At 70.9% G+C, this 21,808-nt stretch carries 22 protein-coding genes; 16 read left to right on the top strand and 6 right to left on the bottom strand.

Annotated elements, in window-relative coordinates; translation table 11 throughout:
* Positions 1 to 58: 58 nt before the first annotated feature.
* The 10 genes from C3942_RS09045 (at position 59) to C3942_RS09000 (ending at position 10,191) form a co-directional block, all read left to right on the top strand.
* Entirely contained in the window at positions 59 to 1,261 is a 1,203-nt protein-coding gene (locus C3942_RS09045; RefSeq protein ID WP_104230059.1) for an MBL fold metallo-hydrolase, read from the top strand.
* A gap of 87 nt (positions 1,262 to 1,348) precedes the next feature.
* Positions 1,349 to 2,104 (top strand): SDR family NAD(P)-dependent oxidoreductase, encoded by a 756-nt coding sequence (locus C3942_RS09040; RefSeq protein WP_104230058.1) that lies wholly within the window; start codon positions 1,349 to 1,351, stop codon positions 2,102 to 2,104.
* Between the two features lie 12 nt (positions 2,105 to 2,116).
* Entirely contained in the window at positions 2,117 to 2,890 is a 774-nt protein-coding gene (locus C3942_RS09035; RefSeq protein WP_104230057.1) for an enoyl-CoA hydratase/isomerase family protein, read from the top strand.
* A 353-nt stretch (positions 2,891 to 3,243) separates the two neighbouring features.
* The gene (dapA, locus tag C3942_RS09030) at positions 3,244 to 4,119 is read left to right on the top strand and encodes a 4-hydroxy-tetrahydrodipicolinate synthase (RefSeq protein ID WP_104230056.1); all 876 of its coding nucleotides are present in this window, start codon (positions 3,244 to 3,246) and stop codon (positions 4,117 to 4,119) included.
* A 74-nt stretch (positions 4,120 to 4,193) separates the two neighbouring features.
* Positions 4,194 to 5,417, top strand: a complete 1,224-nt coding sequence (locus tag C3942_RS09025) for an NADH:flavin oxidoreductase (protein WP_104230055.1) — start codon at positions 4,194 to 4,196, stop codon at positions 5,415 to 5,417.
* Complete coding sequence (locus tag C3942_RS09020) at positions 5,414 to 6,373, top strand: oxidoreductase (RefSeq protein WP_104230054.1); 960 nt, start codon at positions 5,414 to 5,416, stop codon at positions 6,371 to 6,373. The genes C3942_RS09025 and C3942_RS09020 overlap by 4 nt, the downstream gene beginning before the upstream one ends.
* 165 nt (positions 6,374 to 6,538) lie before the next feature.
* Positions 6,539 to 7,396, top strand: coding sequence for a putative bifunctional diguanylate cyclase/phosphodiesterase (locus tag C3942_RS09015; protein ID WP_104230053.1), 858 nt, complete (start codon positions 6,539 to 6,541; stop codon positions 7,394 to 7,396).
* 34 nt (positions 7,397 to 7,430) lie between these two features.
* A complete protein-coding gene (locus C3942_RS09010; RefSeq protein ID WP_207766031.1) occupies positions 7,431 to 7,943 on the top strand; it encodes a hypothetical protein in 513 nt (170 codons plus the stop codon).
* Between the two features lie 64 nt (positions 7,944 to 8,007).
* Positions 8,008 to 9,549 (top strand): acyl-CoA carboxylase subunit beta, encoded by a 1,542-nt coding sequence (locus tag C3942_RS09005; RefSeq protein WP_104230052.1) that lies wholly within the window; start codon positions 8,008 to 8,010, stop codon positions 9,547 to 9,549.
* Between the two features lie 255 nt (positions 9,550 to 9,804).
* The gene (locus C3942_RS09000) at positions 9,805 to 10,191 is read left to right on the top strand and encodes a pyrophosphatase (protein WP_436286238.1); all 387 of its coding nucleotides are present in this window, start codon (positions 9,805 to 9,807) and stop codon (positions 10,189 to 10,191) included.
* A 24-nt stretch (positions 10,192 to 10,215) separates the two neighbouring features.
* Here the strand turns inward: C3942_RS09000 and C3942_RS08995 are convergent, their stop codons facing one another.
* Positions 10,216 to 10,728, bottom strand: a complete 513-nt coding sequence (locus C3942_RS08995) for a DUF1993 domain-containing protein (protein WP_104230264.1) — start codon at positions 10,726 to 10,728, stop codon at positions 10,216 to 10,218.
* 149 nt (positions 10,729 to 10,877) lie between these two features.
* Between C3942_RS08995 and C3942_RS08990 the strand changes: the two genes are divergently transcribed.
* From C3942_RS08990 to C3942_RS08975, 4 genes are all read left to right on the top strand, one after another.
* Entirely contained in the window at positions 10,878 to 12,056 is a 1,179-nt protein-coding gene (locus C3942_RS08990; protein ID WP_104230050.1) for an adenylate/guanylate cyclase domain-containing protein, read from the top strand.
* Between the two features lie 56 nt (positions 12,057 to 12,112).
* Positions 12,113 to 13,180: a bifunctional DNA-binding transcriptional regulator/O6-methylguanine-DNA methyltransferase Ada gene (ada, locus tag C3942_RS08985; protein WP_104230049.1), complete on the top strand. Its 1,068-nt coding sequence runs from the start codon at positions 12,113 to 12,115 to the stop codon at positions 13,178 to 13,180.
* Positions 13,177 to 13,959 carry a DNA-3-methyladenine glycosylase family protein gene (locus C3942_RS08980; protein ID WP_243393558.1) on the top strand — a complete coding sequence of 261 codons (783 nt, stop codon included), beginning with the start codon at positions 13,177 to 13,179 and terminating at the stop codon, positions 13,957 to 13,959. Before ada ends, C3942_RS08980 begins: the two co-directional genes overlap by 4 nt.
* Positions 13,960 to 14,098: 139 nt before the next feature.
* Positions 14,099 to 15,052 carry a GGDEF domain-containing protein gene (locus C3942_RS08975; protein ID WP_104230047.1) on the top strand — a complete coding sequence of 318 codons (954 nt, stop codon included), beginning with the start codon at positions 14,099 to 14,101 and terminating at the stop codon, positions 15,050 to 15,052.
* Positions 15,053 to 15,089: 37 nt separating this feature from the next.
* Here C3942_RS08975 and C3942_RS08970 read toward each other — a convergent pair whose 3' ends face one another.
* Positions 15,090 to 15,869: an SDR family NAD(P)-dependent oxidoreductase gene (locus C3942_RS08970; RefSeq protein WP_104230046.1), complete on the bottom strand. Its 780-nt coding sequence runs from the start codon at positions 15,867 to 15,869 to the stop codon at positions 15,090 to 15,092.
* Positions 15,870 to 15,909: 40 nt separating this feature from the next.
* On the bottom strand, positions 15,910 to 16,755 hold the full coding sequence (locus C3942_RS08965; protein WP_243393557.1) for an SDR family NAD(P)-dependent oxidoreductase: 846 nt from the start codon (positions 16,753 to 16,755) through the stop codon (positions 15,910 to 15,912).
* A 112-nt stretch (positions 16,756 to 16,867) separates the two neighbouring features.
* On the opposite strand from C3942_RS08965, the gene C3942_RS08960 reads away from it, so the two are divergent.
* Both C3942_RS08960 and C3942_RS08955 read left to right on the top strand, forming a co-directional pair.
* On the top strand, positions 16,868 to 17,452 hold the full coding sequence (locus C3942_RS08960) for a C40 family peptidase (RefSeq protein WP_165797388.1): 585 nt from the start codon (positions 16,868 to 16,870) through the stop codon (positions 17,450 to 17,452).
* A complete protein-coding gene (locus C3942_RS08955) occupies positions 17,445 to 18,020 on the top strand; it encodes a hypothetical protein (protein ID WP_133164279.1) in 576 nt (191 codons plus the stop codon). The genes C3942_RS08960 and C3942_RS08955 overlap by 8 nt, the downstream gene beginning before the upstream one ends.
* A gap of 114 nt (positions 18,021 to 18,134) precedes the next feature.
* On the opposite strand, the gene C3942_RS08950 is transcribed toward C3942_RS08955, so the two are convergent.
* From C3942_RS08950 to C3942_RS08940, 3 genes are all read right to left on the bottom strand, one after another.
* The gene (locus C3942_RS08950; RefSeq protein ID WP_104230043.1) at positions 18,135 to 18,998 is read right to left on the bottom strand and encodes an SDR family NAD(P)-dependent oxidoreductase; all 864 of its coding nucleotides are present in this window, start codon (positions 18,996 to 18,998) and stop codon (positions 18,135 to 18,137) included.
* A gap of 150 nt (positions 18,999 to 19,148) precedes the next feature.
* Positions 19,149 to 20,714: a FadD3 family acyl-CoA ligase gene (locus tag C3942_RS08945; protein WP_104230042.1), complete on the bottom strand. Its 1,566-nt coding sequence runs from the start codon at positions 20,712 to 20,714 to the stop codon at positions 19,149 to 19,151.
* On the bottom strand, positions 20,711 to 21,742 hold the full coding sequence (locus tag C3942_RS08940; RefSeq protein WP_104230041.1) for a ferredoxin--NADP reductase: 1,032 nt from the start codon (positions 21,740 to 21,742) through the stop codon (positions 20,711 to 20,713). Before C3942_RS08940 ends, C3942_RS08945 begins: the two co-directional genes overlap by 4 nt.
* Positions 21,743 to 21,808 lie beyond the last annotated feature (66 nt).

Raw genomic sequence — 21,808 nt, 5'->3', positions numbered from 1 at the left:
CAAGGCGGCGGCCTGCGGCCCTGCTAGGCTTCACGACTTTCGATCCGGGGGGATCCTGATGACGCTGCGCGTCCTGTCCTTGCTGCTGCTCGCCGTGCTGGCGGCCTGTTCGCGTTCGGCGGAAGTGGATGAAGCCGTCTCCGGCGGCAATGTCGGCGACGTGCCGGCGGCGCAGTGGCGGCCGCTGCCGCCGGCGCCGGCGGTCGGCGCCGAGGTGCAGGCCGCGCGCGACCGCATCCTGGGACCCGATGCCACCGACCCGGCCACGGTGAAGCTGTGGTGGTACGGCGTCTCGAGCTTCATCGCCTCGGCCGGCGGCCACCTGTTCCTGTTCGATGCCTGGGAGTCGGTGGGCCTGCAGGAGGACTACGTGCCGATCGGCCGCGAGGAGTTGGCGGCGATCCGGCCGGAGGCGATCCTGATCGGCCACGGCCATTTCGACCACGCCGCGGATGCCGGCTATGTCGCCGGCCATACCGGCGCCGCGCTGGTGGCCGGGCAGACGGTCTGCAACACCGCGCGCGAGCGCGCGGCCCAGCTGGGTGCGATGGCGGCCTTCCCCTGCGTGGTGCTGGGCAGCCGCGAGTCGCCCGGCCCGGGCGGCCTGCAGTCACTGCGCCTGTGGAGCGACCTGCCGCCGCTGCAGGTGCTGCAGCACATCCACTCCGCGGTCGATCCCTCGGACCTGCTGACCGGCGGCCTGCCGCTGATCTTCGTGCCGCAGGTGCTGAGCTACCTGGAGCACCTCAACACCGACCCCCGCGAGATCGCCGGCTTCCTGCAGGCCCTGACCGACGACGGCCTGCTGGGCCAGCCCGAGGGCGGCACCTGGGCCTACCACCTGCGGGTGGGCGACTTCAGCCTCTTGTGGCACGACTCCACCGGGCCCATCGGCGACGAGGAGCCCCAGGGGCCGGCGGTCCAGGCCGCGCTCGGCGGCTTCCCCGGCTGCGTCGACGTGCAGGTGGGTGCCATCGTCGGCTTCGGCATGGTCACCAGCGGCCTGCGCGACTCCACGCAGTACGTCGCCAGCGCCCATCCGCAACTGTTCCTGCCCAGCCACCACGACGCCTGGGCGCCGGTGCTGGGCGGCGGCGCGGCGGCCTACGAGGCGCAGTGGCGCAACGCCCTGGCCACCCTTCCGAACCCGCCGGAGCTGGATTACCTGCGCGATCCCGAGGACTACATGAAGCCGCGCGTGTTCCGCGTGGACGACCCGCGCTGGAGGGTACCGATGCGCGGTTCATCCTGCGCCGGTTAGGCCTGCCCCTACTCCGGCCGGATCAGGCCGGCGAGTCTCCGGCTGGCCGATAGTGCCTGCCACATAACAGGCATTCCGGAGAGAGACATGGCAAAGCTGCAGGGCAAGGTCGCGCTGATCACGGGCGCGGGGCAGGGCGTGGGGCAGGGTATCGCGTTCGCGCTGGCTTCCGAGGGGGTCGCGGTGGCCGTCACCGGCCGCACCAAGGCCAAGCTCGATGCCACCGTGAAGGAGATCGAGAAGCGCGGCGGCAAGGCCCTGGCGGTGGAGTGCAACGTGCGCGATGCGGCCTCCCTGGCGGCCTGCGTGGATGCCGTGGTGAAGCACTTCGGCAAGCTCAACATCCTGGTCAACAACGCCCAGGAAGTGCCGCTGGGCGCGCTCAACGACGTCAGCGACGACGCCTTCGCCGCCGGCTGGGAGTCGGGCCCGCTGGCCAGCTTCCGCCTGATGAAGCTGTGCCATCCGCACCTGAAGGGCGACGGCAACATCGTCAACTTCGGTTCTTCCGCCGCCAAGCGCTGGGACATGGCCGGCTACGGCGCCTACGCCGCGGTGAAGGAAGCCATCCGCCAGCTCACCCGCGCCGCGGCCTGCGAGTGGGCACGCGACGGCATCCGCACCAACGCCATCCTGCCGCTGGCCAATTCACCGGCCATGGAATGGTGGACGCGCGAACGTCCGGAGGAATCCGCCGCCTTCGTCGCCACCGTGCCGCAGGCTCGCGTCGGCGACTGCGAGCAGGACATCGGCCGCTTCGTCGTCGCGCTATGCTCCGACGATTCGCGCTACATCAACGGCCAGTCCATCGGTGTCGACGGCGGCCAGGCCCTCATCGCATAAGGACAGACGCTCGTGAGCAGCAACGACTACGTTTCCATCGAACGCGCCGACGGCGTTGCCACGCTGACGCTGCGCGCCGTCGGCCGCATGCCGGTGCTGTCGCTGGCCTCCGGCAACGCGCTGGCCGATGCCGCCGCCGCGCTGAAGGACGACCGCGAAATCCGCGTGGTGGTGCTGCGCGGCGACAACGGCCAGTTCTGCGCCGGCGGAGACATCGCCGCGATCCGCGACGCGCTGCCCGATCCCGACCGCCTGCTGGGGCCGATCATCGACGGCCTGCACCGCACGGTCCGCAACCTGCGCGCGCTGCCGCAGCCGGTCATCGCCAGCGTCGCCGGCTCCGCCGCCGGCGGCGGCATGTCGCTGGCGGTGTCCTGCGACCTGATCGTGGCCGCCAGCGATGCGCGCTTCGTCGTGGGTTACGGCGCGCTGGGCACTTCCTCCGACGGCGGACTCAGCTACACGCTGCCGCGCCGCATCGGCGCCAACCGCGCCATGGACGTGATCCTGGCGCGCGGCCTGCTCGACGCCGCCACCGCCCATGCCTGGGGCCTGGTGGCGCGGCTGGCCGAGCCGGCGGCGCTGGAGCAGGAAACGGCCGCCTACGCGGCCCTGCTGGCCAGGCAGCCGGCGCAGGTCCTGCGCGAATTCAAGCAGCTGCTGGGCGACTCGGCCGAGCCGGAGTTGTCGGCACGGCTGGATGCCGAGCGCGCGGCCTTCCTGCGCTGCGCGAAAACCGAGGATTTTTCCAGGCGGGTCAACGCGTTCCTCGAGAAGAAGAAATAACCGTCCGATCCGATGCAGCAGCCAGCTTGCTGGCGACATGCCGCCGGCAAGCTGGCTCCTGCAGGATTTTGCGCTCCATCCGGCTTTGGTCTATCGTGCGCGCCGCCATGAGCCCGCAGACCCTCCTCCACGCCACCCTGCAGCCGCCCCGCGGCCGGCAGGCCTGCGCGCGCCCGGCATCCTTCGGCAAATCCAAGAAACAGCCTCTCGCCTGACGGGATGCTGTCCCGTCGGCGCCGCCGACGGATCGCCTGCCTTGCCGTACCCCCTGCAGTCCCCGCAGTCCCTCCGCCGGCTCCGTGCCGATGGCCAGCGTCCCCGACGTCCGTCATCCATCACAACAGGAGCTTCACATGACTGCTTTCCAGGGAATCTGGATCCCGCTGGTAACCCCTTTCCGGGAGAACCGACCCGACCTGGCCGCGATGCAGCGGCTGGCGGAACACCTGCTGCACCAGGGCGTGGACGGCCTCATCGTCTGCGGCACCACCGGCGAACCGGCCACCTTGAGCGAAGAGGAGCAGGAGCGCGTGCTCGCCGCCGTGCTCGAGGTGACGCGGGGCCGCTGTCCCGTGGTCTTCGGCCTCGCCGGCCACGACACCGCGGCGATGGAGGCACGGCTGCGCGAGCTGGAGCAGCAGCCGCTGGCCGGCTGGCTGATCAGCGCGCCCTACTACACGCGGCCCTCGCAGGAGGGCATCCGCCGGCACTTCGAGGCCCTGGCCGGGGCCACGGAAAGACCCATCCTGCTCTACAACATCCCCTACCGCAGCGGCATCGCGATGGAGACCGGCACGCTCGGGGCCCTGGCGCAGCACCCGCGCATCGTCGGCATCAAGCAGAGCGCCGGCAACGACCTGGAGCAGCTTTGCGCGCTGATCCGGGACACGCCGCTGCAGGTGCTCAGCGGCGAGGACGCGCTGATCTTCACCTGTGCCTGCCTGGGAGGCCATGGGGCGATCGCGGCGGCGGCGCATGTCCGCCCCGATCTCTACCGCCGCCTGCTGGCCCATGTCCGCGCCGGCGAGCTGGAGGCGGCGCGGCGCATCCACTACGCCCTGCTGCCCTGGATCCGGCTGCTGTTCGCGGAGCCCAACCCGGCCCCCGTCAAGGCGGCCCTGGCCGCCATGGGCCTGATCACCGACGGCCTGCGCCTGCCGATGACGGAGGTGTCCGCCGGGCTGCGGCAGCGCATCGAGCAGGCGCTGCCGGCCATCCTGGCGCTGTGACACTGCATACGGACGAGGCCGGGGGGCGGGGCGGGGGGCTAAGGTCGGGGGATACCTGAACGGAAAGCCAGTCCATGACCAGCCCCGCCGCCGCCTTCACGCCGATCCAGATCGGCCCCCTGAAGCTGCGCAACCGCTTCATCAAGTCCGCCACCAACGAGGGCATGGCCAAGGGCGGCGTGCCCTCCAAGGCCCTGGTGGAGCATCACCGGCGCATGGCGGCCGGCGGTGCGGCGATGACCACGGTGGCCTACTGCTCGGTCAGCGCGGACGGCCGCACCTTCGAGGACCAGGTCTCGCTGGACCGGCCCAGCCTGCCGCACCTGCGGGCGCTGACCGATGCGGTGCACCGCGAGGACGGCGCGGCCTGTGCGCAGATCACCCATGGCGGTGCCTTCACCTTCCTGCCGAAGCTGTCCAGCGGCTCGCCCTTCAGTTCCTCCGGCGGGTTCAATGCCGCCGGCGTGCTCAGCGGCCGCTTCTTCAAGACCGCGATGCGGCGCGGGGACATGGACCGCATCGCGGCGGAGTTCGTCGCCGGTGCGCGCCTGGCCAGGGAGGCCGGCTTCGACGCCGTGGAAATCCACATGGGCCACGGCTACCTGCTGAGCCAGTTCATCTCGCCGCGCTACAACCGCCGCCGCGACGAGTACGGCGGCGATGCCGCGCAGCGCACGCGCTACCCGGCCGAGATCCTGCAGCGGGTGCTCGACGCCGTGGGCGGGGAGCTGGCGGTGACCTGCAAGATCTGCGTCACCGAGGGCTACAAGGGCGGCGCGGGACCTGCCGAGGCGGTCGAGGTGGCCAAGGTGCTGGAGCGCTCGGGCGCCCACCTGCTGGTGCTCAGCGGCGGCATGAACGTGGAAGCGCCCTGGGCGATCTTCGGCAGCAACATGCCGGCCGCCGCGGTGGAATCCGTGCAGAGCCCCATCATCAAGATCGCCACGCGCATGATGCGTCTCTGGGAGCCGAAGCTGAGCTTCCACGAGATGTACTTCCTGGAGCACTCGCGCCAGGTGCGCGCCGCGGTGCGCATGCCGCTGGCCTATCTCGGCGGCGCCAAGTCCATCGCCGGTGTCGGGCAGGCGATGCAGGACGGCTTCGACTGCGTGGTGATGGGCCGCGCGCTGATCCACGATCCGGGGCTGGTCAACAAGTTCGCCCGCGGCGAGGCCACCGTCTCCGGCTGCACCGCCTGCAACGAATGCGTGGCGCAGATGTACACGCCGGGCGGCACCCGCTGCGTGCTGACGCAGGACGCGAACCCCGAACTGAACCGCATCCCGGGCGCCGCATGAGCACGGCCGTGAACACGCTCGACTGGGTTCGCCACGAGCTGCCCGATCTCACCGGCCGCCGCGCGCTGGTGACCGGCGCCGCTGGCGGCCTGGGCTTCGAGACGGCGCTGGGCCTGGCTGCGCGTGGCGCCGAGGTGATCCTGGCGGACCGCAACGTCGAGGGTGGGCAGGCCGCGCTGCTGCGCATCCGCCAGGCCGTGCCGGATGCGAAACTGGAGTTCCGCGCGCTGGACCTGTCGGACCTGTCCGCGGTGCGCGGGTTCGCCGAGGCGTTGTCGGCGGAAGGCCGCGCGCTGGACATCCTGGTCAACAATGCCGGCATCCTGCCGCCGCTGGCGCGCCGGACCACCGCGGACGGATTCGAGCTGAAGTTCGGCATCAACGTGCTGGGCCACTTCGCGCTCGGCGCGCGGCTGCTCGACAGCCTGCGCCGCAGCCCTGCTCCGCGCGTGGTCTGGGTCAGCAGCCTGGTGCACCGCCAGGGCAAGCTTTACTTCGACGACCTGCAGCTGGAACAGCGCTACGAGCCCGAGCGCGCCTACAACCAGGCCAAGCTGGCCTGCCTGGTGCTGGCCATGGAACTGCAGGCGCGCGCCGATGCGGCCGGCTGGAAGCTGCAGGCCCTGGCCGCGCACCCCGGCATCTCGCGCACCGGCATCGGCGACAGCCGCCAGGGCCAGAAGGCGCAGCGCTTCACGGACCACCTGGCGGCCATCGCCTTCCGCGTCGCCATGGGCTGGCTCGGCCAGGCGCCCGGACAGGGCGCGCTGCCGATCCTCAAGGCGGCGGCCGCGGCGGATGTCCGCGGCGGCGAGTTCTACGGCCCGGACGGCTTCGGCGAGTTCCGCGGCCTGCCCAGGCGCGTGCAGCCCTCGGCACCCGCGCTGGACCCGGCCACCCGCCAGCGCCTCTGGGCTGCCTGCGAGCAGCTTGCCGGGGTGGCTTACGCGTTCTAGGCCGCGGGCTTGCTGCGCATCGGGCGCCTGTCCCTGATGCGTACCTTCCGAGGCCAATGCCAACGCGGTGGCCGCGCCCCGGGGCAGGGTGGGGAAAATCAGCCCAAGGGCGGTGTAGCCTGTCCCCTGCCGCTAGAGTAGGCGGATACCGGGGGAGGGGAAACCATGTCGAGCATGGCGGACGACCGTGCCTTGTTCTCGTTGAACCTGTCGGCCGAGCTCGCCGCCGTGTCGGCCGATCCGGAGCTGATCGCCCTGCAGCGCCGCCTGCAGGACGCCCTGCTGCAGGATCAGCTGAGCCTGGTGTTCCAGCCCATCTTCGACATCCACAGCCTGCACCTGCATTCGGCGGAAGCGCTGCTGCGCTGGCGCCATCCCGAACTGGGCGAGGTGAGTCCTGCGCGCTTCATTCCCGTCGCCGAGCGCAGCGACCTGATCCTGGAACTCGGCCGGCACGTGCTGTCCCGCGCGGCCGCACAGATCGCGGACTGGCGGCGGCAAGGGCTGGAACCGGTTCCGGTGGCGGTCAACGTGTCCGGGTCGGAACTGAAGCAGTGCGATTTCGCCGATCAGATCGGCGGCGTGCTGAAGGAGTACGCGATTCCCGGACACCTGCTGCGCGTGGAAGTGACCGAGCATGGCCTTATCTCCGACTTCGCGCGGGCCACGGCCAACCTGCGTGCCGCCGGCGAACTGGGGCTGGGCATCGCGCTGGACGATTTCGGCACGGGCTACTCGTCCTTCCGCTACCTGCGCCACCTGCCGATCCGGGCGCTCAAGATCGACCGCGAGTTCGTGGCCGGCGTGGACGTCGATGCGCGCGACCAGCGCATCGTCCGCGCCATGGTGGCGCTGGCGCATTCGCTGCGGCTCAAGGTGATCGCCGAGGGCGTGGAGACCGAGTCCGAGCTGGCCACGCTGCGCCGCCTGCGCTGCGACTACGTGCAGGGCTTCCTCACCGGCCGGCCGATGCCGGCCGCGGGGTTTGCCGCATTGCTGGGAGCACGCGGCTGCGGCGGCTGACGGCCCCGCGTCGCGGAATCCGCCGGATGTCCTGATGAGCGCCGTCCGCTCCTGCGAGCTGCCGCAGCAGGCCCTGCTGCAGCACTATCGCCGGCAGGGCGCCTACGCCGACTGCTTCGTCGCCGTGCTGCCGCGCTCCGTCACGCAGGCGCAGTACGTCGAGGCGTTCTACGGCAGCACCCTGTTCCGGCTGGAGCGCCTGCTGCTGGCGCTGTTCGTCGCCAGGCCTTCGACGGACCTGCAGGCCCGGCGGCTTGCCGCGGGCGAGCTCGACGCCTTCGCCGCCTGGCGCGTGGAGCGGCGCGGGCCCGGGCAGTTGCTGCTGGCCGACTTCACCGGCCGCACGCGTTCCTGGCTGATGAGCACGCCGTCCGCGCCGGGCGAGCCGCCGGGCACGCGCCTCTACTTCGGCTCCGCCGTGGTGCCCGCCCCCGGGCGGGCCGGCATGGGCCTTCCCTTCCGCGCGCTGCTCGGCTTCCACAAGCTCTACTCCCGCACCCTGCTGCGGGCGGCCGCCTCGCGGCTGGCGCGCGCTTGCCCGCCGTAGCGCTGCCCCCGCGTTTCCCTGCCCGGCATCGTCCGGTTAGGCTGGGGGCCTTCCGGGGGACCCGATGACCGAATCCAGCGATCCGTACCGCCTGCAGGAACTGGCGCAGCGCGAGGCCCGCGCCCTGGCGATGGGCGGCGAGGACAAGCTGGCCCGCCAGCGTGCCAAGGGCCGCGGCAGCGCGCGGGAGCGACTGGAGCGGCTGCTCGACGCCGGCAGCTTCGACGAGCAGGGCCTGCTGGCCACCAGCGACCTGCCCGAGGCGGCGGACAAGACGCCGGCCGACGGCAAGGTCTGCGGCTGGGGACGCATCGACGGACGCGGCGTCTACGCCAGCGCGGATGACGTGACCGTGCTGGCGGGTGCCGGCGGGCGCGTCGGCGTGGGCAAGGCCTACCGCGGCATGCAGCTGGCGGCCGAGCGCGGCCTGCCCTGCGTGGTGCTGGGCGATGCCGGCGGCGCGCGCGTGCCGGACATCATGGGTTCCGCCGGCATGATGAGCATGGTCTATCCCATCCAGGGCGCTCCGCGTGACCGGCGCGTGCCGCTGGTCACCGCGATCCTCGGCGAATGCTTCGGCGGCAGCGCCTGGACCGCGTCGGTATCCGACATCGTGCTGCAGGTGAAGGGTACGGCGATGTGCGTCGGCGGCCCCTCGATCCTGGAGATCGCCACCGGCGAGAAGGCCAGCACCGAGCAACTCGGCGGCTGGGAGCTGCACGCGCGCACCACCGGCCAGGTGGACCTGTTCGCGCAGGACGAGGAGGAATGCCTCGCGCTGGTCCGCCGCGCGCTGTCCTATTTTCCCGACCATGCCGGCCTGCCGCCGCCCGCCGCGCCCGCGCCGGAGGGTGGCGCCCGACGGGATGCGCTGCTGGACCTGGTGCCGGAGGACCCGCGCCAGGTCTACGACATGCGCCGCGTGCTGGAGGCGGTCTGCGATCCCGGCAGCGTGCTGGAGCTGAAGCCCCTGTTCGATCCCAGCCTGATCACCGCGCTGGCGCGCATCGGCGGGCAGGTGGTCGGCATCCTGGCCAACAATCCCAAGTTCACCGCCGGGGCCATGGGGCCGGGTGCCTGCCAGAAGGCGGTGTCCTTCCTCTGCCTCTGCGACTCCTTCCACATCCCGCTGCTGTTCCTGCACGACACGCCGGGCTTCTTCGTCGGCCGCCGCGCCGAGGAAGGCGGCATGCCGCTGCGCATCATGAACTGGATCGCCGCGCTGCAGCAGTGCAGCGTGCCGCGCATCAGCCTGATCCTGCGCAAGTCCTACGGCATGGCCCACTGCAACATGTCGGGCGGCAACATGGGCAGCGACTGCCTGCTGGCCTGGCCCACCGCGGACGTCTCCTTCATGGCGCCGGCGGTGGCGGTCAACGTGGTCTACGGCCGCAAGCTGCTGGAGATGCCGGACCCGCATGCCGCGCGCAGTGCCTTCATGGACGAGATCGCCCGCGCCAACGCACCCTGGGATGCGGCGGCGCGCGGCTATATCGACCGCGTGATCGATCCGCGCGATACGCGGGTCGAGCTGCTGCGCGCGCTGTCGCGGGTGAAGGGCGCCCGCAGCCAGCGGCGGCTGGCGAACTGGCCGAGGATGGCCTGAGCCCGGCATTGCGCATGCCGCTGGTCCTGCCCGGGGCGAGGACTTCCGGCCGCATCGACCGGCTGTTCGCCGCCGCCGCCCCGCGGGCTTCGGACGGCTGCTCGCGCCGCTGTGGCCCCCGGGAGGCAGGAGCGGAGTCCGGGACGGCCCGTTCGCCAGGCGGGGGCATTTCCCCCACACTACGCGGCCCATCAAGCCCTGGAGCCGCCCGCCGTGAACCCCAGCTTCGCCGAACGCATCCGTGCGATGAACGCCATGTACAAGCTCGCCGCCCATGACGCGCCGAGCATCCCGGACGACGTTGCCGACCGCCTGCGCAAGTTCAAGGCCACGCTCGGCGACGAGGTCGATGAGATCGACGAGATCGTGGCCGCCGCCGAGCGCGGCGACGACAAGCTGGACCTGGCCGTGGCCATCGCCGACCTGCTGGGCGACGTGATCGTCTACTGCCGTTCGGAAGCGCTGAAATACGGCATCCCGCTGGAAGCGGTGCTCGGCATCATCATGGACAGCAACGAGAGCAAGCTCGGCGCCGACGGCAAGCCGATCTACGACACCAACGGCAAGTTCCTGAAGGGCCCCGGCTACTGGAAGCCCGAGCCGAAGATCCGCGAGCTGCTGGCGAAGCCGCAGGGCTCCTGAGAGTCCCGCCGCGTCCGGGAGGGTTCACCCCTCCTGGATCTCCAGGCCGCCGATGAAATCCATCTTGCCCAGGTCCACGCCGTTGTGGCGCAGGATGGCGTAGGCCATGGTGACGTGGAAGTAGAAATTGGGAATCGACAGGCCCGACAGGTAGTCCTCGCCGCGGAACCAGCCCTTCGGCAGCCAGGGCGGCGCCACCTTGCGGTCCTCCGAGCCGGCGAAGTCCTTCTCCTCCACCGTGGCGAGGAAGGCCTTGCAGGACTGGATGCGCGTGCGCAGCTCGGCGACGGTCTTCTCGGTGTCCGGATGCGGCGGCGCCTTCCTGCCGCCGAGGTAGGCGGCGGCGAACTTGGCCTGGTCGCAGGCGGCCTGCACCTGCTGCGCCAGCGAGAAGGCGTCCGGCGCCAGGCGCGCGCCGGCCAGCAGGTCCACGTCGAACTTCTTCGTCCTGGCGTATTCCTCGGCCTTGTCCAGCCACTTGGCGAGGTTGTCCAGCATCTTGTCGTACTGGCGGATCGTGTCGTAGTGGCTGGTCATCATGGGCTCCTGGTGGTGGGACGCAGGATAGCGCGGGCTTTGCTTCCACGCGGGCAGGAATCGCCTGCCGTTGCGACCGGGGTCCGGGCCTGGCCAGATGCGGGAACGGGGCTGGCCGCGTGGGGCGGGGCGTGCACTAAGATGTCCACATGAGCCGTGATTTCGCCTTGCCGCTGTGCCGCCTGCTTGCCGCCTGGTGCGGCCTGCAGGGCATGCAGCAGCTGGCGCGCCTGCCGGCGGCACCATCGCTGTCCGTGCTGCCCGGCACCGGCCTCTGGCTGCTGGCGGCCGTGGCCTTGTGGTCGCTCGCGCCGCGCTTGCTTCCGCCCGCCGGGGTGAAGCGCAACGCGGGGATGGAGCGCCGACAGGGCCAGCTGCTGTTCCTGGCCGCATCCCTGCTGTTGCTGGCGGACGCGCTGGCGGTTGCCGGCGGCTTGCTGCTGCGCGCCTGGCTGGGGCCGCCACCGCAGCTGGAGGAGTGGGCGCCGCTGGCCCTGGCCTGCCTGCTGCAGGCGGTCGCCGGCGTGGCCCTGTTGCTGCTGGCGCGGCCCCTGCTGGACCGCGTGGCGCCGGAAGCGCCGCCCGGAGCCGTGTTGGATACGCGCCTGCCGCGAGCCCTGGGCGAGCTGATCGGCAGCGTCGGCGTCGCCGGCCTCAACAAGCTCACCGAGCTGGCGCTGACGCTGAAGGACGAGGCCGAGGGCCATGCGATCCGGGCGGTGAAGTCCTCGATGGACGCGGTGATCGCCGCCGTGCAGGGCAAGCGCCCGGACTTCGCCGATGCCATCTCGGCCGACGGGACCGTCACCATCGCCTTCAGCGACATGGAGGGCTTCAGCGCCATGACCGAGCGCCTGGGCGACCAGGCCGCGCACGAGGTGATCAAGTTCCACAACCAGGTGGTGCGCAAGGAACTGCAGCGCGAGAACGGCAAGGAGGTGGAGCTGCAGGGCGATGGTTTCCTGCTGGCCTTTGCCGACCCGGCGGCGGCGCTGCGCTGTGCCGCCAGCATCCAGCGCGCTTTCGCGCGCCACAACGGCAGGCAGCGCGGCGAGCCGATCCGCGTGCGCATCGGCCTGCATGCCGGGACGCCGATCCAGGAGGGCGACCGCTTCTTCGGCATCACCGTGATCCTGGCGGCTCGCATCGCCGCGCAGGCCTGCGGCGGCGAGGTGCTGACCTCGTCTGCACTGCACGAGCGTTGCGCGGGTGATCCGGACTTCCGCTTCGGCGAGCCGCGCGAGGCGGAACTGAAGGGCCTGGCCGGCCGGCATCGCATGCATCCGCTGCTCTGGGAGCAGCGGACCGACACCGCAAGAAGCGGATAGGCCCGACGGGCAGGTGCGCCGACACTGGCGCCGTACCCACCGACCCGGATACCGACATGGACCAGGAACTCTGCTGGAAAGCCGTACAGGAGCGCGATGCCTCGCAGGACGGCGATTTCTACTACGGCGTGCTGACCACCGGCGTCTATTGCCGGCCCTCCTGCTCCTCGCGCCGGCCGCTGCGCAAGAACGTGCGCTTCTACGCCACGCCGGCTGCGGCGGAGGCCGACGGCCTGCGCGCCTGCAAGCGCTGCCGTCCGCTGGAGAACCGCGCCGACCGCCGCACGGTGGCCCGCATCGAGAAGCTGTGCCGCCACATCGAGGCCCATGCGCAGGACGCGCATACCCTGGAGACGCTGGCGCGGCTGGCGCACCTCAGTCCCTTCCACCTGCAGCGCCAGTTCAAGGCCGTGACCGGCGTCAGCCCCAAGCAGTACGTGGATGCCTGCCGCCTGCGGGTGCTGCGCCGGGGCCTGCGCGGCGGCGGCAGCGTCACGCGGGCGATCCACGATGCCGGCTTCGGCTCCGCCAGCCGTGTCTACGAGCGCGCCGCCACGCGCCTTGGCATGACGCCGAAGCAGTACCGCGCCGGCGGCGCCGGCGTGACGATCTCCTGGGCCGCTTCGCGGACGCCGCTGGGGCCGCTGATGATGGGGGCCAGCGATCGCGGCCTTTGCTTCGTGCAGTTCGGCGACAGCGAAGACGCACTGCTGGCGCAGCTGCGCGGCGAGTATCCGCATGCCCTGCTGGAGCCGATGGGCGAGGGGCAGCGCGAGGCTTTCGGGGCCTGGATGCGGGCGCTGGCGTCGCATATCGAAGGGCGGCCGCCGTCGCGGCAGCTGCCGCTGGACCTGCGCGGCACCGCCTTCCAGATGAAGGTCTGGGCCTACCTGCAGCAGATTCCCAGCGGCGAGCTGCGCAGCTACGCCGAGGTGGCGGAGGCCATCGGCGCGCCGCGCGCGGTACGCGCGGTGGCCTCGGCCTGCGCGGCCAACCGCGTGGCGCTGCTGGTGCCCTGCCACCGCGTGATCCGCGGCGACGGCGGCCTGGGCGGCTACAAATGGGGCCTGGACCGCAAGCGCAGCCTGATCGACCGCGAGCGTGCGGCCAGGGCAAGCGATTGATCGCGCTCGCCGAACTGCCGTTGCGCCAGGAACTGCCCTGGCCGGTGCTGCTGGGCTATCTGCGCCCGCGCCTGATCCCGCTGCTGGAACGGATCGAGGGCGGTGCCTACGAACGCCGTGTCGGCGCGCAGTGGTTGCGCGTGGCGCCGGCGGTGGACGGGACCCTGCTGCGTATCGAAGCCTCGCGCCGTGTCGCCGCCGGGGGATTGGCGGAGCGCGCCGCGAGGCTGTTCGGCGTGGAGGAGGATCCCGCGCCGGCCCTGCGCGCCCTGGCGCGCCACCCGGTGCTCAGGCCGCTGGTGGCGCGCATGCCCGGCCTGCGTCCGCCCGGCTGCTGGGACCCCTTCGAACTGTGCCTGCGCACCATCATCGGCCAGCAGGTCAGCGTTGCCGCCGCCAACACCCTGATGCACCGCCTGATCGAGCGCAGCGGCGAGCTCACCCCGCCGGCCGTGCTGGCGGCGGACCTCTCGCAGATGGGCATGCCGGGGCGGCGCGTGGAAACGCTGCGCGTGCTGGCGCGGGCGGCGCAGGACGGCCTGCGCCTGGACGCGCCCTGGGCCGAGGTGGATGCCGGCTTGGCTGCGCTGCCGGGATTCGGGCCCTGGACGCGCGGCTACCTTGCGATCCGCCTGGGCCGCCAGCCCGACGCCTTCCCGCACACGGACCTGGGGCTGGTGCGGGCCGCCGGCGCGGAGAGCCCCGCGGCCCTGCTGGCGCAGGCGGAAGCCTGGCGGCCGTACCGGAGCCTGGCGGCCACCCTCCTCTGGGCGGGCTGACGCGTGCCGGGCGACGCCTGAACGGCATCGCAGCGACCGCGGCAGCGTTAACAGGACCTGGGGGGTTTTTATCCCGTCTCCCGCGGGCCCCGGGGTCCGGAACTTGTATCGCAGGGACATCCATCCACCCGGGGCCGTCATGTCCGTCGCCAGCGTGCGCAAGCTGATCGAGTCCGTCGCCGAAGTCAGCGGCGAGCGCGATCTCGAGCACCTGCGGCGCAGCTTGCTGCTGACGCTGAACGAGATTCTGCCGGTGGGCGCGGCGGGGTTCGTGGCCCTCAAGCCGCAGTTCACCGAGCACGCCGGCGCGGAGACTTTCGCCTGGCCGCTGCGGGTGCAGGGCCAGCGCGACGGCATCCTGACGCGGCTGTCGGCGGGCGAGTCCGTGGTCCTGGACAGCGAGGAGGGCATGCCGCGCCTGCTGGCGCGGGCCGTGACCGAGGAGCAGGCCCTGGTCGTGCACCTGTGCCGCGCCGAGCCCGATGCCGAGAGCATCCTGCTGGCGCTGGGCCGGCTGTACGCCAATTTCAGCCGCCTGCTGACCGAATCCGAGCGCGACCGCCTCACCGGGCTGCGCAACCGCCGCAGCTTCGACCACCAGCTCGGCCAGCTGACCACGCGGATGCTCGATCCGGCCGCCGATGAGCCATGGCACCTGGCGCTGTTCGACGTGGACCATTTCAAGCGCATCAACGACGGCTTCGGCCATCTCTATGGCGACGAGGTGCTGCTGCTGCTGTCGCGCATCGTCTCCGAGCTGTTCCAGGGAGAGGACCGCTGCTACCGCTACGGCGGGGAGGAATTCGCCGTGCTGCTGTCGCGCCGCGATGCGGCCGAGCTGGAGCAGGTCCTGGAATCCCTGCGCCGCGGCGTCGAATGCTACGAGTTCCCGCAGGTGGGCCGCGTCACGGTCAGCATCGGCTGCGCCACCCTGGAACCGCGGCTGGGCCCGGCCGACATCATCGACCGGGCCGACCGTGCGCTGTATGCGGCGAAGAACGCCGGACGCAATCGCCTGGTGCGCTACGAGCGGCTGCTGGCCGAGCACCGGATCGTGCCGGCACCGCCGAGCGGAAGCATCGAGCTGTTCTGAGAAGCGGGGCGCCTTCCCTGGCCGCCCCGGCGCCGCGCTACACCCCCGGAGCGCCCGGGAACCCCACGTAGTACGTGCCCGTCAGCATGCCGCCGTCCACCGCGATCTCGGCGCCGCAAAGGTAGGAGCTTTCGTCGCTGGCCAGGAACAGCGAGGCCCGTGCCACCTCCACCGGCTCGCCGACACGCTGCAGCGGCACGAAGGTGTAGCGCTTGTTGACCTCCTCCCTGGCCTCCGCGTAGGGGTTGCCCATGGCGGTATCGATGCCGCCCGGATGCACGGAGTTCACGCGCACGCCCTTGTGTCCGTACTCCATCGCGGCGACGCGGGTCAGGCCGCGGATGCCCCACTTGCTGGAACTGTAGGCGCCCAGGCCGTTGGCGCCCTTCATGCCGTCGGTGGAGGAGATGTTGACGATGCTGCCCTGGCCCTGCGCGATCATGCGCGCGCCGACGTGCTTCACGCCGAGGAAACTGCCGGTGAGGTTGATGCCGATGACGCGCTCGAAATCGGCCTTGCTGGTTTCCTGGAGCGTGCGGAACAGCAGCACGCCGGCGTTGTTGACCAGCACGCCGGGTTCGCCGTAGGTCTTCACGGTCTGATCGATCAGGTTCTGCCAGCTGCCTTCGTCGCTGACGTCATGCCGCACGAACAGGGCATGGGGCCCCAGTTCCTGCGCGAGCTGGCGTCCCTCGTCCTCCAGCAGGTCGGCGATCACCACCCGGGCGCCCTCCTGGACGAACAGGCGCGAGGTCGCGCCGCCCATGCCGCGGGCGCCGCCCGTCACGATCGCTACCTTGCCTTGCAGTCGGGACATCGTTGTTCTCCTTTGATGTTTTCAGTGTTCGTGTTCGTGATCAGGCGAAGGAGGCGAGGCTCAGCGCGTCGCCGATCACCGTGCGTCCATCCAGCGCATGCAAGGGACTCTGCGCGAGCTGCAGCATCGCGCGGCTGTTGGTGACCAGGCCGTTGTAGCGTCCGCTGACCAGCAGCCAGGCTGCTTCCGCCATCATCTCCAGCGGCTCCACCCAGTGCGGGTTGCTGGCGCCGACCTGGCGTGCCACCGCCTCGGCGCTCTCGCTCAGGGCGATCTTCACCGGCAGCAGTGCGTTGGCGGTAACGCCGCTGCCGTGCAGCTCGGCTGCCAGGCCCTGCGTGTAGCGCTCCAACGCGGCCTTGGCGGCGCCGTACAGGACCAGGCCATGCACCAGCTTGGCCGGGCCGGGGTAGGGGATCGGCGGCTGCTGCGCCATCTCGCTGCTGAGGTTGACGATGCGGCCCCAGCCGGCGGCCTTCATCGCCGGCAAGGCCTGCTGGCAGAGGTCCACCGGCGCATGGAAGTTGATCTCGAAGCCGGCCTGCCGCGCGGCCAGGTCGATGCGGCTGGGTGGGGCGTAGGCCGGATTGGCGGCGGCATTGTTGACCAGCACCGTGACCGGCCCGAAGGGCTCCGCGGCGGCGGCCAGCAGGCCGGCGCGGGCTCCGGCATCGGCCAGGTCGGCGGCCACGGCCGCCGCACGGCCGCCGGCAGCACGGACCAGGGCCACGGTCTCATCGAGGCCCGCCCGCGAGCGCGGCGAGGCATGCACGACCACGGCGGCGCCCTGCGCGGCCAGCCGCCGCGCGATGGCGCGGCCAATGCCGCGGCTGGCGCCCGTCACCAGGGCCACGCCGCCGGCCGGCAAGGCAGAGGCAGCGGTCACAGCGGGGTCATGCGGTCCTGTCATAGACTCTCCCGGGAGAATCCCATGGTGGCCGCCGCGCCCGGCGGTGGCCTCCTCCAAACGAACGACGGAGCGCAGAGCAGGAGGCGGCGTGCTGCATCGACTGAAGACGGGCGACATCGTGCTGTTCGCCGGCAAGTCCGGCACGGCGGAGAGCATCAAGTGGGTTACCTTGAGCCGCTGGTCGCACGTGGGCCTGGTGCTGCGCCTGCCGCAGTACGGATATCCCTGCCTCTGGGAGGCCACGACCGACGCCACCATCACCTGCCTGGACACCGGCCTGTGCCGGCCCGGCGTGCAGCTGGTCCCGTTGGAGGCCCGCCTGCAGGAGCACGACGGCGACGTCGCCTGCCGCAGCCTGGAACACGAGCTGGATGAAGGGGCCCTGGAACAGCTGCTCGCCCTGCGGCAGCAGATGCGCGGCCGCGCCTACGAAAGCAACGTCCTGGAGCTGATGGGGGCCGCCTATGACGGCCCGTTCGGCGAGCAGCTGGAAAACCTGGCAGAACTGTTCTGCAGCGAGCTGGTGGCTGCCGCCTACCAGGCCCTGGGCCTGATCGGCCGTGACGGCAAGGCGTCCAACGAGTATGTTCCCGCGGATTTCTCCGAGCGCTGGGAACGATTGCCCTGGCTGCGTGGCCGGCTGGGGCCGGAGATGATGCTGAAGAATGGCTGAGACCCTGACAGTGAAGCAGAGAATCCTCGAAGCGGCCAAGACCCTGGCCGGCAAGGACCGGCGTGCCAGCCACCTCGATGCGGCCCACCTGGTGGCGGCGGGAGCCTGCACCGAGGAGGAATTCGCCGCCGCCTTCGGCGACGAGCGGGCGTTCCAGCGCGAGCTGATGGCCGAGCTGTTCGCCGAGGCGCGGCTGACGGTGATCCGTGCCACCACCGCGATGCCCTCGGGGCTGGAGCAGTTGCGCCAGGCCTTCACGCTCTACCTGGACTACAACCTGGAACATCCGGCGCTGCAGGAGATCGCGCACCAGGTGCAGTACGACCCCATCGGCTACGAGATGCTGGCGCGCATGGAGATCGGTACCGCCATGGTGACGCAGAAGGACCTGGAGGCCGCCGGCGCCGACCGCGTGCAGGCGCGGGCGAAGCTGCTGACCTCCGTCACCGTGGCGGTGGTGCGCGCCGAGTACAAGGCGGCACGCAAGTTGCCGGACCTGCGCGCGGTGCTGGACGAGTACTGCGGGCTGTCCTGCCAGGGGCAGCCGGAGTCGCCGCTGGGGGATTAGCCGCAGCCCGCGGCCGTTCGTGCTGAGCCTGTCGAAGCGCGGGCGGCCCCCGCCACCGGTGAATTGCCCGTTCGCACTTCGACAGGCCCAGCGCGAACGGGCTTCGAACCTTGGTTACTGCACCACCGCCGGATTGACCGGCGCCGGCGCGCCCAGCATCGGCCGGTGCGAAGGCGGCTGGCGGCCCTCGTCGGTCAGGCCGTACTCCAGCGCCAGTTCGGCGCCGATCAGCACCTGGCCGGACTTCTGCATGCGCTGGGGATCGCGGAACAGCGCGCCGATGATGTGGCCGGTGAACTCCGGCGTCTCGGCGATATCCCAGAAGCCCTGGTACTTGGCGGCGTCCTCGTCCATCACGCGCTTGGTGCGGTCGGTGCGCAGCATGCCCATCCAGATCGAATTGGCCGAGACGTTGTAGTCCTTCAGGTCCAGCGCCATGTCGTGGGCGAAGCGGTCCACGCCGGCCTTCTGGGCGCCGTAGGCGGCGCCGTGCATGTAGCAGTTGCCGCCGAAGGACGAGGTGAACACGATCAGGCCGTTCTTCTGCGCCGCCATCAGCTTGGCGGCGTGCCAGCTGGCCACGTAGCCCGAGCGCAGGCCCACGTCGAGGATGTTGACCAGGTCCAGCGACTTCTCCCAGAAGCCGCCGCCTTCGATCAGCTGGTCGTGGATGAAGGTGGCGTTGTTCACCAGGATATCGAGCTTGCCCTGGTCGTTCTTGACGCGCCCGAACAGCTGGCGGACCTGCTCGTCGTCGGAGTGGTCCACGGTCACGGCGATGCCCTTGCCGCCCGCGGCGGTGACGGCGGCGGCGGTGGCGTGGATCGTGCCGGGCAGGGGGGCGTCGCCCTCGTTCTGCGAGCGGCCGGTGACGTAGACCGTGGCGCCCTGCGCCCCCAGCGCGATGGCGATGCCCTTGCCGGCGCCGCGCGAGGCGCCGGTGACGATGGCGACGACGCCGTTCAGGTTCTTGCTCATTCGTAGCTCCTCAAAGAATCTGTTCCTGCTCCCCTCTCCCACCGGGAGAGGGGTTGGGGGTGAGGGACGAGGCCCGGTCCGGGCAACGGCTCACGAACGGACCGGCGCCCCTCACCCTGCCCTCTCCCGGAGGGAGAGGGAACCAAAGACTCAACCCGCGCCCTTCGCCATGTCCCGCAGCTGGAACTTCAGCACCTTGCCGGAGGGGTTGGTCGGCAGCGACGCCATCATCTCGGCGTAGCGCGGCACCTTGTAGTTGGCCATGTTGTCGCGGCACCAGGCGATCAGCTCCTTCTCGCCCAGCGCGGCGCCGGGGCGCAGCACGACGCAGGCCTTGCCGACCTCGCCGAGGCGCTCGTCCGGCACGCCGACGACCGCGACCTGCGCCACCGCCGGATGCGCGGCGATGATCCGCTCGATCTCCGCCGGGTAGCAGTTGAAGCCGCCGGCGATGTACATGTCCTTCAGCCGATCGGTGATCCTGAGATAGCCGCGCCCGTCGAGCACGCCGACGTCGCCGGTATGCAGCCAGCCATCCGCGTCGATGGTCTCGGCGGTGGCCTTGGGGTCGTCCAGGTAGCCCTGCATGACGTTGTAGCCGCGGACCACGATCTCGCCGGACTCGCCGGCCGCCACGGGCCGGTTGTCGGCATCGACGCAGCGCAGCTCCACGCGCGGGATCGCCTTGCCGCTGGTCAGGGCGATGGTCTCGGCATCGTCGCCGGCCTCGCACATCGACACCACGCCGCAGGTCTCCGTGAGTCCGTAGGCGGTCAGCACGACCTGGAAGCCCAGTTCGGCGCGGATGCGCTCGATCAGGGAAGGCGCGATCGCGGCGGCACCGGTGATGGTGGCCCGCAGCGAGGACAGGTCCGCACCGGCGCGGGTGGGGTCATTGAGCAGGCTGATGAACAGCGTCGGCGGGCCGGGCAGCACCGAGATGCGGTCGCGGGCGATGCGCTGCAGGATCGCGCCGGCGTCGAACACCGCGTGCGGCAGCACCGTCAGGCCGTGCAGCAGGCCGCCGAGCCAGCCCACCTTGTAGCCGAAGGTATGGAAGAACGGGTTGGCGATGAGGTACCTGTCCTCGGGCACCAGGCCCATCACGGCGGACCAGGACCGGATCACGTCGAGGTTCTGCGCGTGGTTCGTGACCACGCCCTTCGGGCGGCCGGTGGTGCCGGAGGTGAACATGATGTCCAGGCGGTCGGAGGGCTGCACCGCGGCGGCGCGCTTCAGCACGTCCTCGGTATGGGCCTGGTCGGCCTTGGCCATGAACTCGCGCCAGCCGGTATCGCCGGATTCGGGGTCGCCGATCACCACCACGTGCTTCAGCGAACTGGGCCAGTGCTCGGCCAGCATCGTCGGGTAGTGCTGGCCGAGGAAGCGGCCGGCGCAGAACAGCGTCGTGGCGCCGCTCTTCTGCAGGATGTAGGCGGCCTCGGCACCCTTCATGCGCGTGTTCAGGGGGACCAGCACGCCGCCGACGGCCTGGATGGCCAGGCCCGCCACGATCCATTCCACCGAGTTGGGCGCCCAGATGGCCACGCGCTCGCCGTGCTGCACGCCCATGGCCACCAGCGCGCGCGCGGCGTAGATGCGCAACTGGTCCAGTTCGGCGTAGCTCAGCTCCGTGCCATCCTCGCCGACCACCGCGGTGCGGCTGGCGTGCTTCTGCACGCTCTCGGCGAAGGCCTGGGGAAGGGTATGGCTCATGTCGGGTAGCGGAGCTTGACGACGGGGGACTTCGCCACCGCCTGGCAGGACAGGATCCAGCCCTGGGCGATGTCGCTCTGCTCCAGCACCTGGTTGGTGATCATCTCCACCTCGCCGTCGTCGAGATGGCACATGCAGGCGGCGCAGGCGCCGGCGCGGCAGGAATAGGGCGGCTGCATGCCGGCCTGCTCCATCGCGTCGATCAGCAACTGGCCCGGCTGGGCCTCGAACTTGTGGACCTCGCCGTCCAGTTCCACTTCCACCTGCGAGACCGTGCCGCCCTCGACGGCCACCGGCACCGGCAGCTCGTCGGATTCCTCGGGCAGCGAGACGAAGCGCTCGATGTGCACCCGCGCGGAGGGGAAGCCCAGCTGGTGCAGGGCCGCGGCGGTGGTGTCCATGAAGATGCCGGGGCCGCAGATGAAGCACTGCGCGTTCTCCCAACCCTGCGCCATCGCCTCGATCTGCACCTGCGAGGGGATGCCCTGCACCGAGTCCAGCCAGTGGATCACCTGCAGGCGCTTGGGATGCTCGCGCGAGAGCTTCGCCAACTCCGCGGCGAAGATCACCGAGCGTTCGTCGCGGTTGGCGTAGAACAGCCGGATGCGGCCCTTGCCCTGGTTGAGCACGCTGCGGATGATCGACAGCACCGGCGTCACGCCGCTGCCGCCGCCGAACATCAGGAAATCACCGTCGTAGGACTTGGGCGTGAAGATGCCGGCCGGCACCGCCACGTCGAGCGTGTCGCCGGCACGCAGGCAGCCGCAGAGCCAGTTGGAGGCGCGGCCGCCGGCCACGCGCTTGATGGTGACCTGCAGCGGCCCGTTCTCGGTAGGCGTGCTCGACAGCGAGTAGCAGCGCGGCAGCGGCTTGGCGCCACAGGGTACGCGCAGCGTCAGGAACTGGCCCGGCTTGTACTTGAAGGCGTCCTTCAGCTCGGCCGGGATGTCGAACACCAGCGAGCGCGCGTCGGCCGTCTCTTCGATGACCTGGGCAACCTTCAGCGGGTGGTACTGGATCTTGCTCATGGAACCTTACATTTGAATTTCCGTGCCAAGGATGGCACGGTCTTGCGCAGGGATGTACATGCCCGG

Origin of the sequence: Solimonas fluminis, assembly GCF_002930645.1 — a bacterium.
Classification (GTDB): domain Bacteria; phylum Pseudomonadota; class Gammaproteobacteria; order Nevskiales; family Nevskiaceae; genus Solimonas_A; species Solimonas_A fluminis.
This window is presented reverse-complemented; position numbering and strand designations above follow the sequence as displayed.

What these genes read in the sequence shown, in the direction of transcription:
- C3942_RS09045 (WP_104230059.1), top strand. Translation starts at nt 59, where the DNA reads ATGACGCTGCGCGTCCTGTCCTTGCTGCTGCTCGCCGTGCTGGCGGCC.
- C3942_RS09040 (WP_104230058.1), top strand. Translation starts at nt 1,349, where the DNA reads ATGGCAAAGCTGCAGGGCAAGGTCGCGCTGATCACGGGCGCGGGGCAG.
- dapA (WP_104230056.1), top strand. Translation starts at nt 3,244, where the DNA reads ATGACTGCTTTCCAGGGAATCTGGATCCCGCTGGTAACCCCTTTCCGG.
- C3942_RS09025 (WP_104230055.1), top strand. Translation starts at nt 4,194, where the DNA reads ATGACCAGCCCCGCCGCCGCCTTCACGCCGATCCAGATCGGCCCCCTG.
- C3942_RS09020 (WP_104230054.1), top strand. Translation starts at nt 5,414, where the DNA reads ATGAGCACGGCCGTGAACACGCTCGACTGGGTTCGCCACGAGCTGCCC.
- C3942_RS09015 (WP_104230053.1), top strand. Translation starts at nt 6,539, where the DNA reads ATGTCGAGCATGGCGGACGACCGTGCCTTGTTCTCGTTGAACCTGTCG.
- C3942_RS09010 (WP_207766031.1), top strand. Translation starts at nt 7,431, where the DNA reads ATGAGCGCCGTCCGCTCCTGCGAGCTGCCGCAGCAGGCCCTGCTGCAG.
- C3942_RS09005 (WP_104230052.1), top strand. Translation starts at nt 8,008, where the DNA reads ATGACCGAATCCAGCGATCCGTACCGCCTGCAGGAACTGGCGCAGCGC.
- C3942_RS09000 (WP_436286238.1), top strand. Translation starts at nt 9,805, where the DNA reads ATGTACAAGCTCGCCGCCCATGACGCGCCGAGCATCCCGGACGACGTT.
- C3942_RS08995 (WP_104230264.1), bottom strand. Translation starts at nt 10,728, where the DNA reads ATGACCAGCCACTACGACACGATCCGCCAGTACGACAAGATGCTGGAC.
- C3942_RS08990 (WP_104230050.1), top strand. Translation starts at nt 10,878, where the DNA reads ATGAGCCGTGATTTCGCCTTGCCGCTGTGCCGCCTGCTTGCCGCCTGG.
- ada (WP_104230049.1), top strand. Translation starts at nt 12,113, where the DNA reads ATGGACCAGGAACTCTGCTGGAAAGCCGTACAGGAGCGCGATGCCTCG.
- C3942_RS08975 (WP_104230047.1), top strand. Translation starts at nt 14,099, where the DNA reads ATGTCCGTCGCCAGCGTGCGCAAGCTGATCGAGTCCGTCGCCGAAGTC.
- C3942_RS08970 (WP_104230046.1), bottom strand. Translation starts at nt 15,869, where the DNA reads ATGTCCCGACTGCAAGGCAAGGTAGCGATCGTGACGGGCGGCGCCCGC.
- C3942_RS08955 (WP_133164279.1), top strand. Translation starts at nt 17,445, where the DNA reads ATGGCTGAGACCCTGACAGTGAAGCAGAGAATCCTCGAAGCGGCCAAG.
- C3942_RS08950 (WP_104230043.1), bottom strand. Translation starts at nt 18,998, where the DNA reads ATGAGCAAGAACCTGAACGGCGTCGTCGCCATCGTCACCGGCGCCTCG.
- C3942_RS08945 (WP_104230042.1), bottom strand. Translation starts at nt 20,714, where the DNA reads ATGAGCCATACCCTTCCCCAGGCCTTCGCCGAGAGCGTGCAGAAGCAC.
- C3942_RS08940 (WP_104230041.1), bottom strand. Translation starts at nt 21,742, where the DNA reads ATGAGCAAGATCCAGTACCACCCGCTGAAGGTTGCCCAGGTCATCGAA.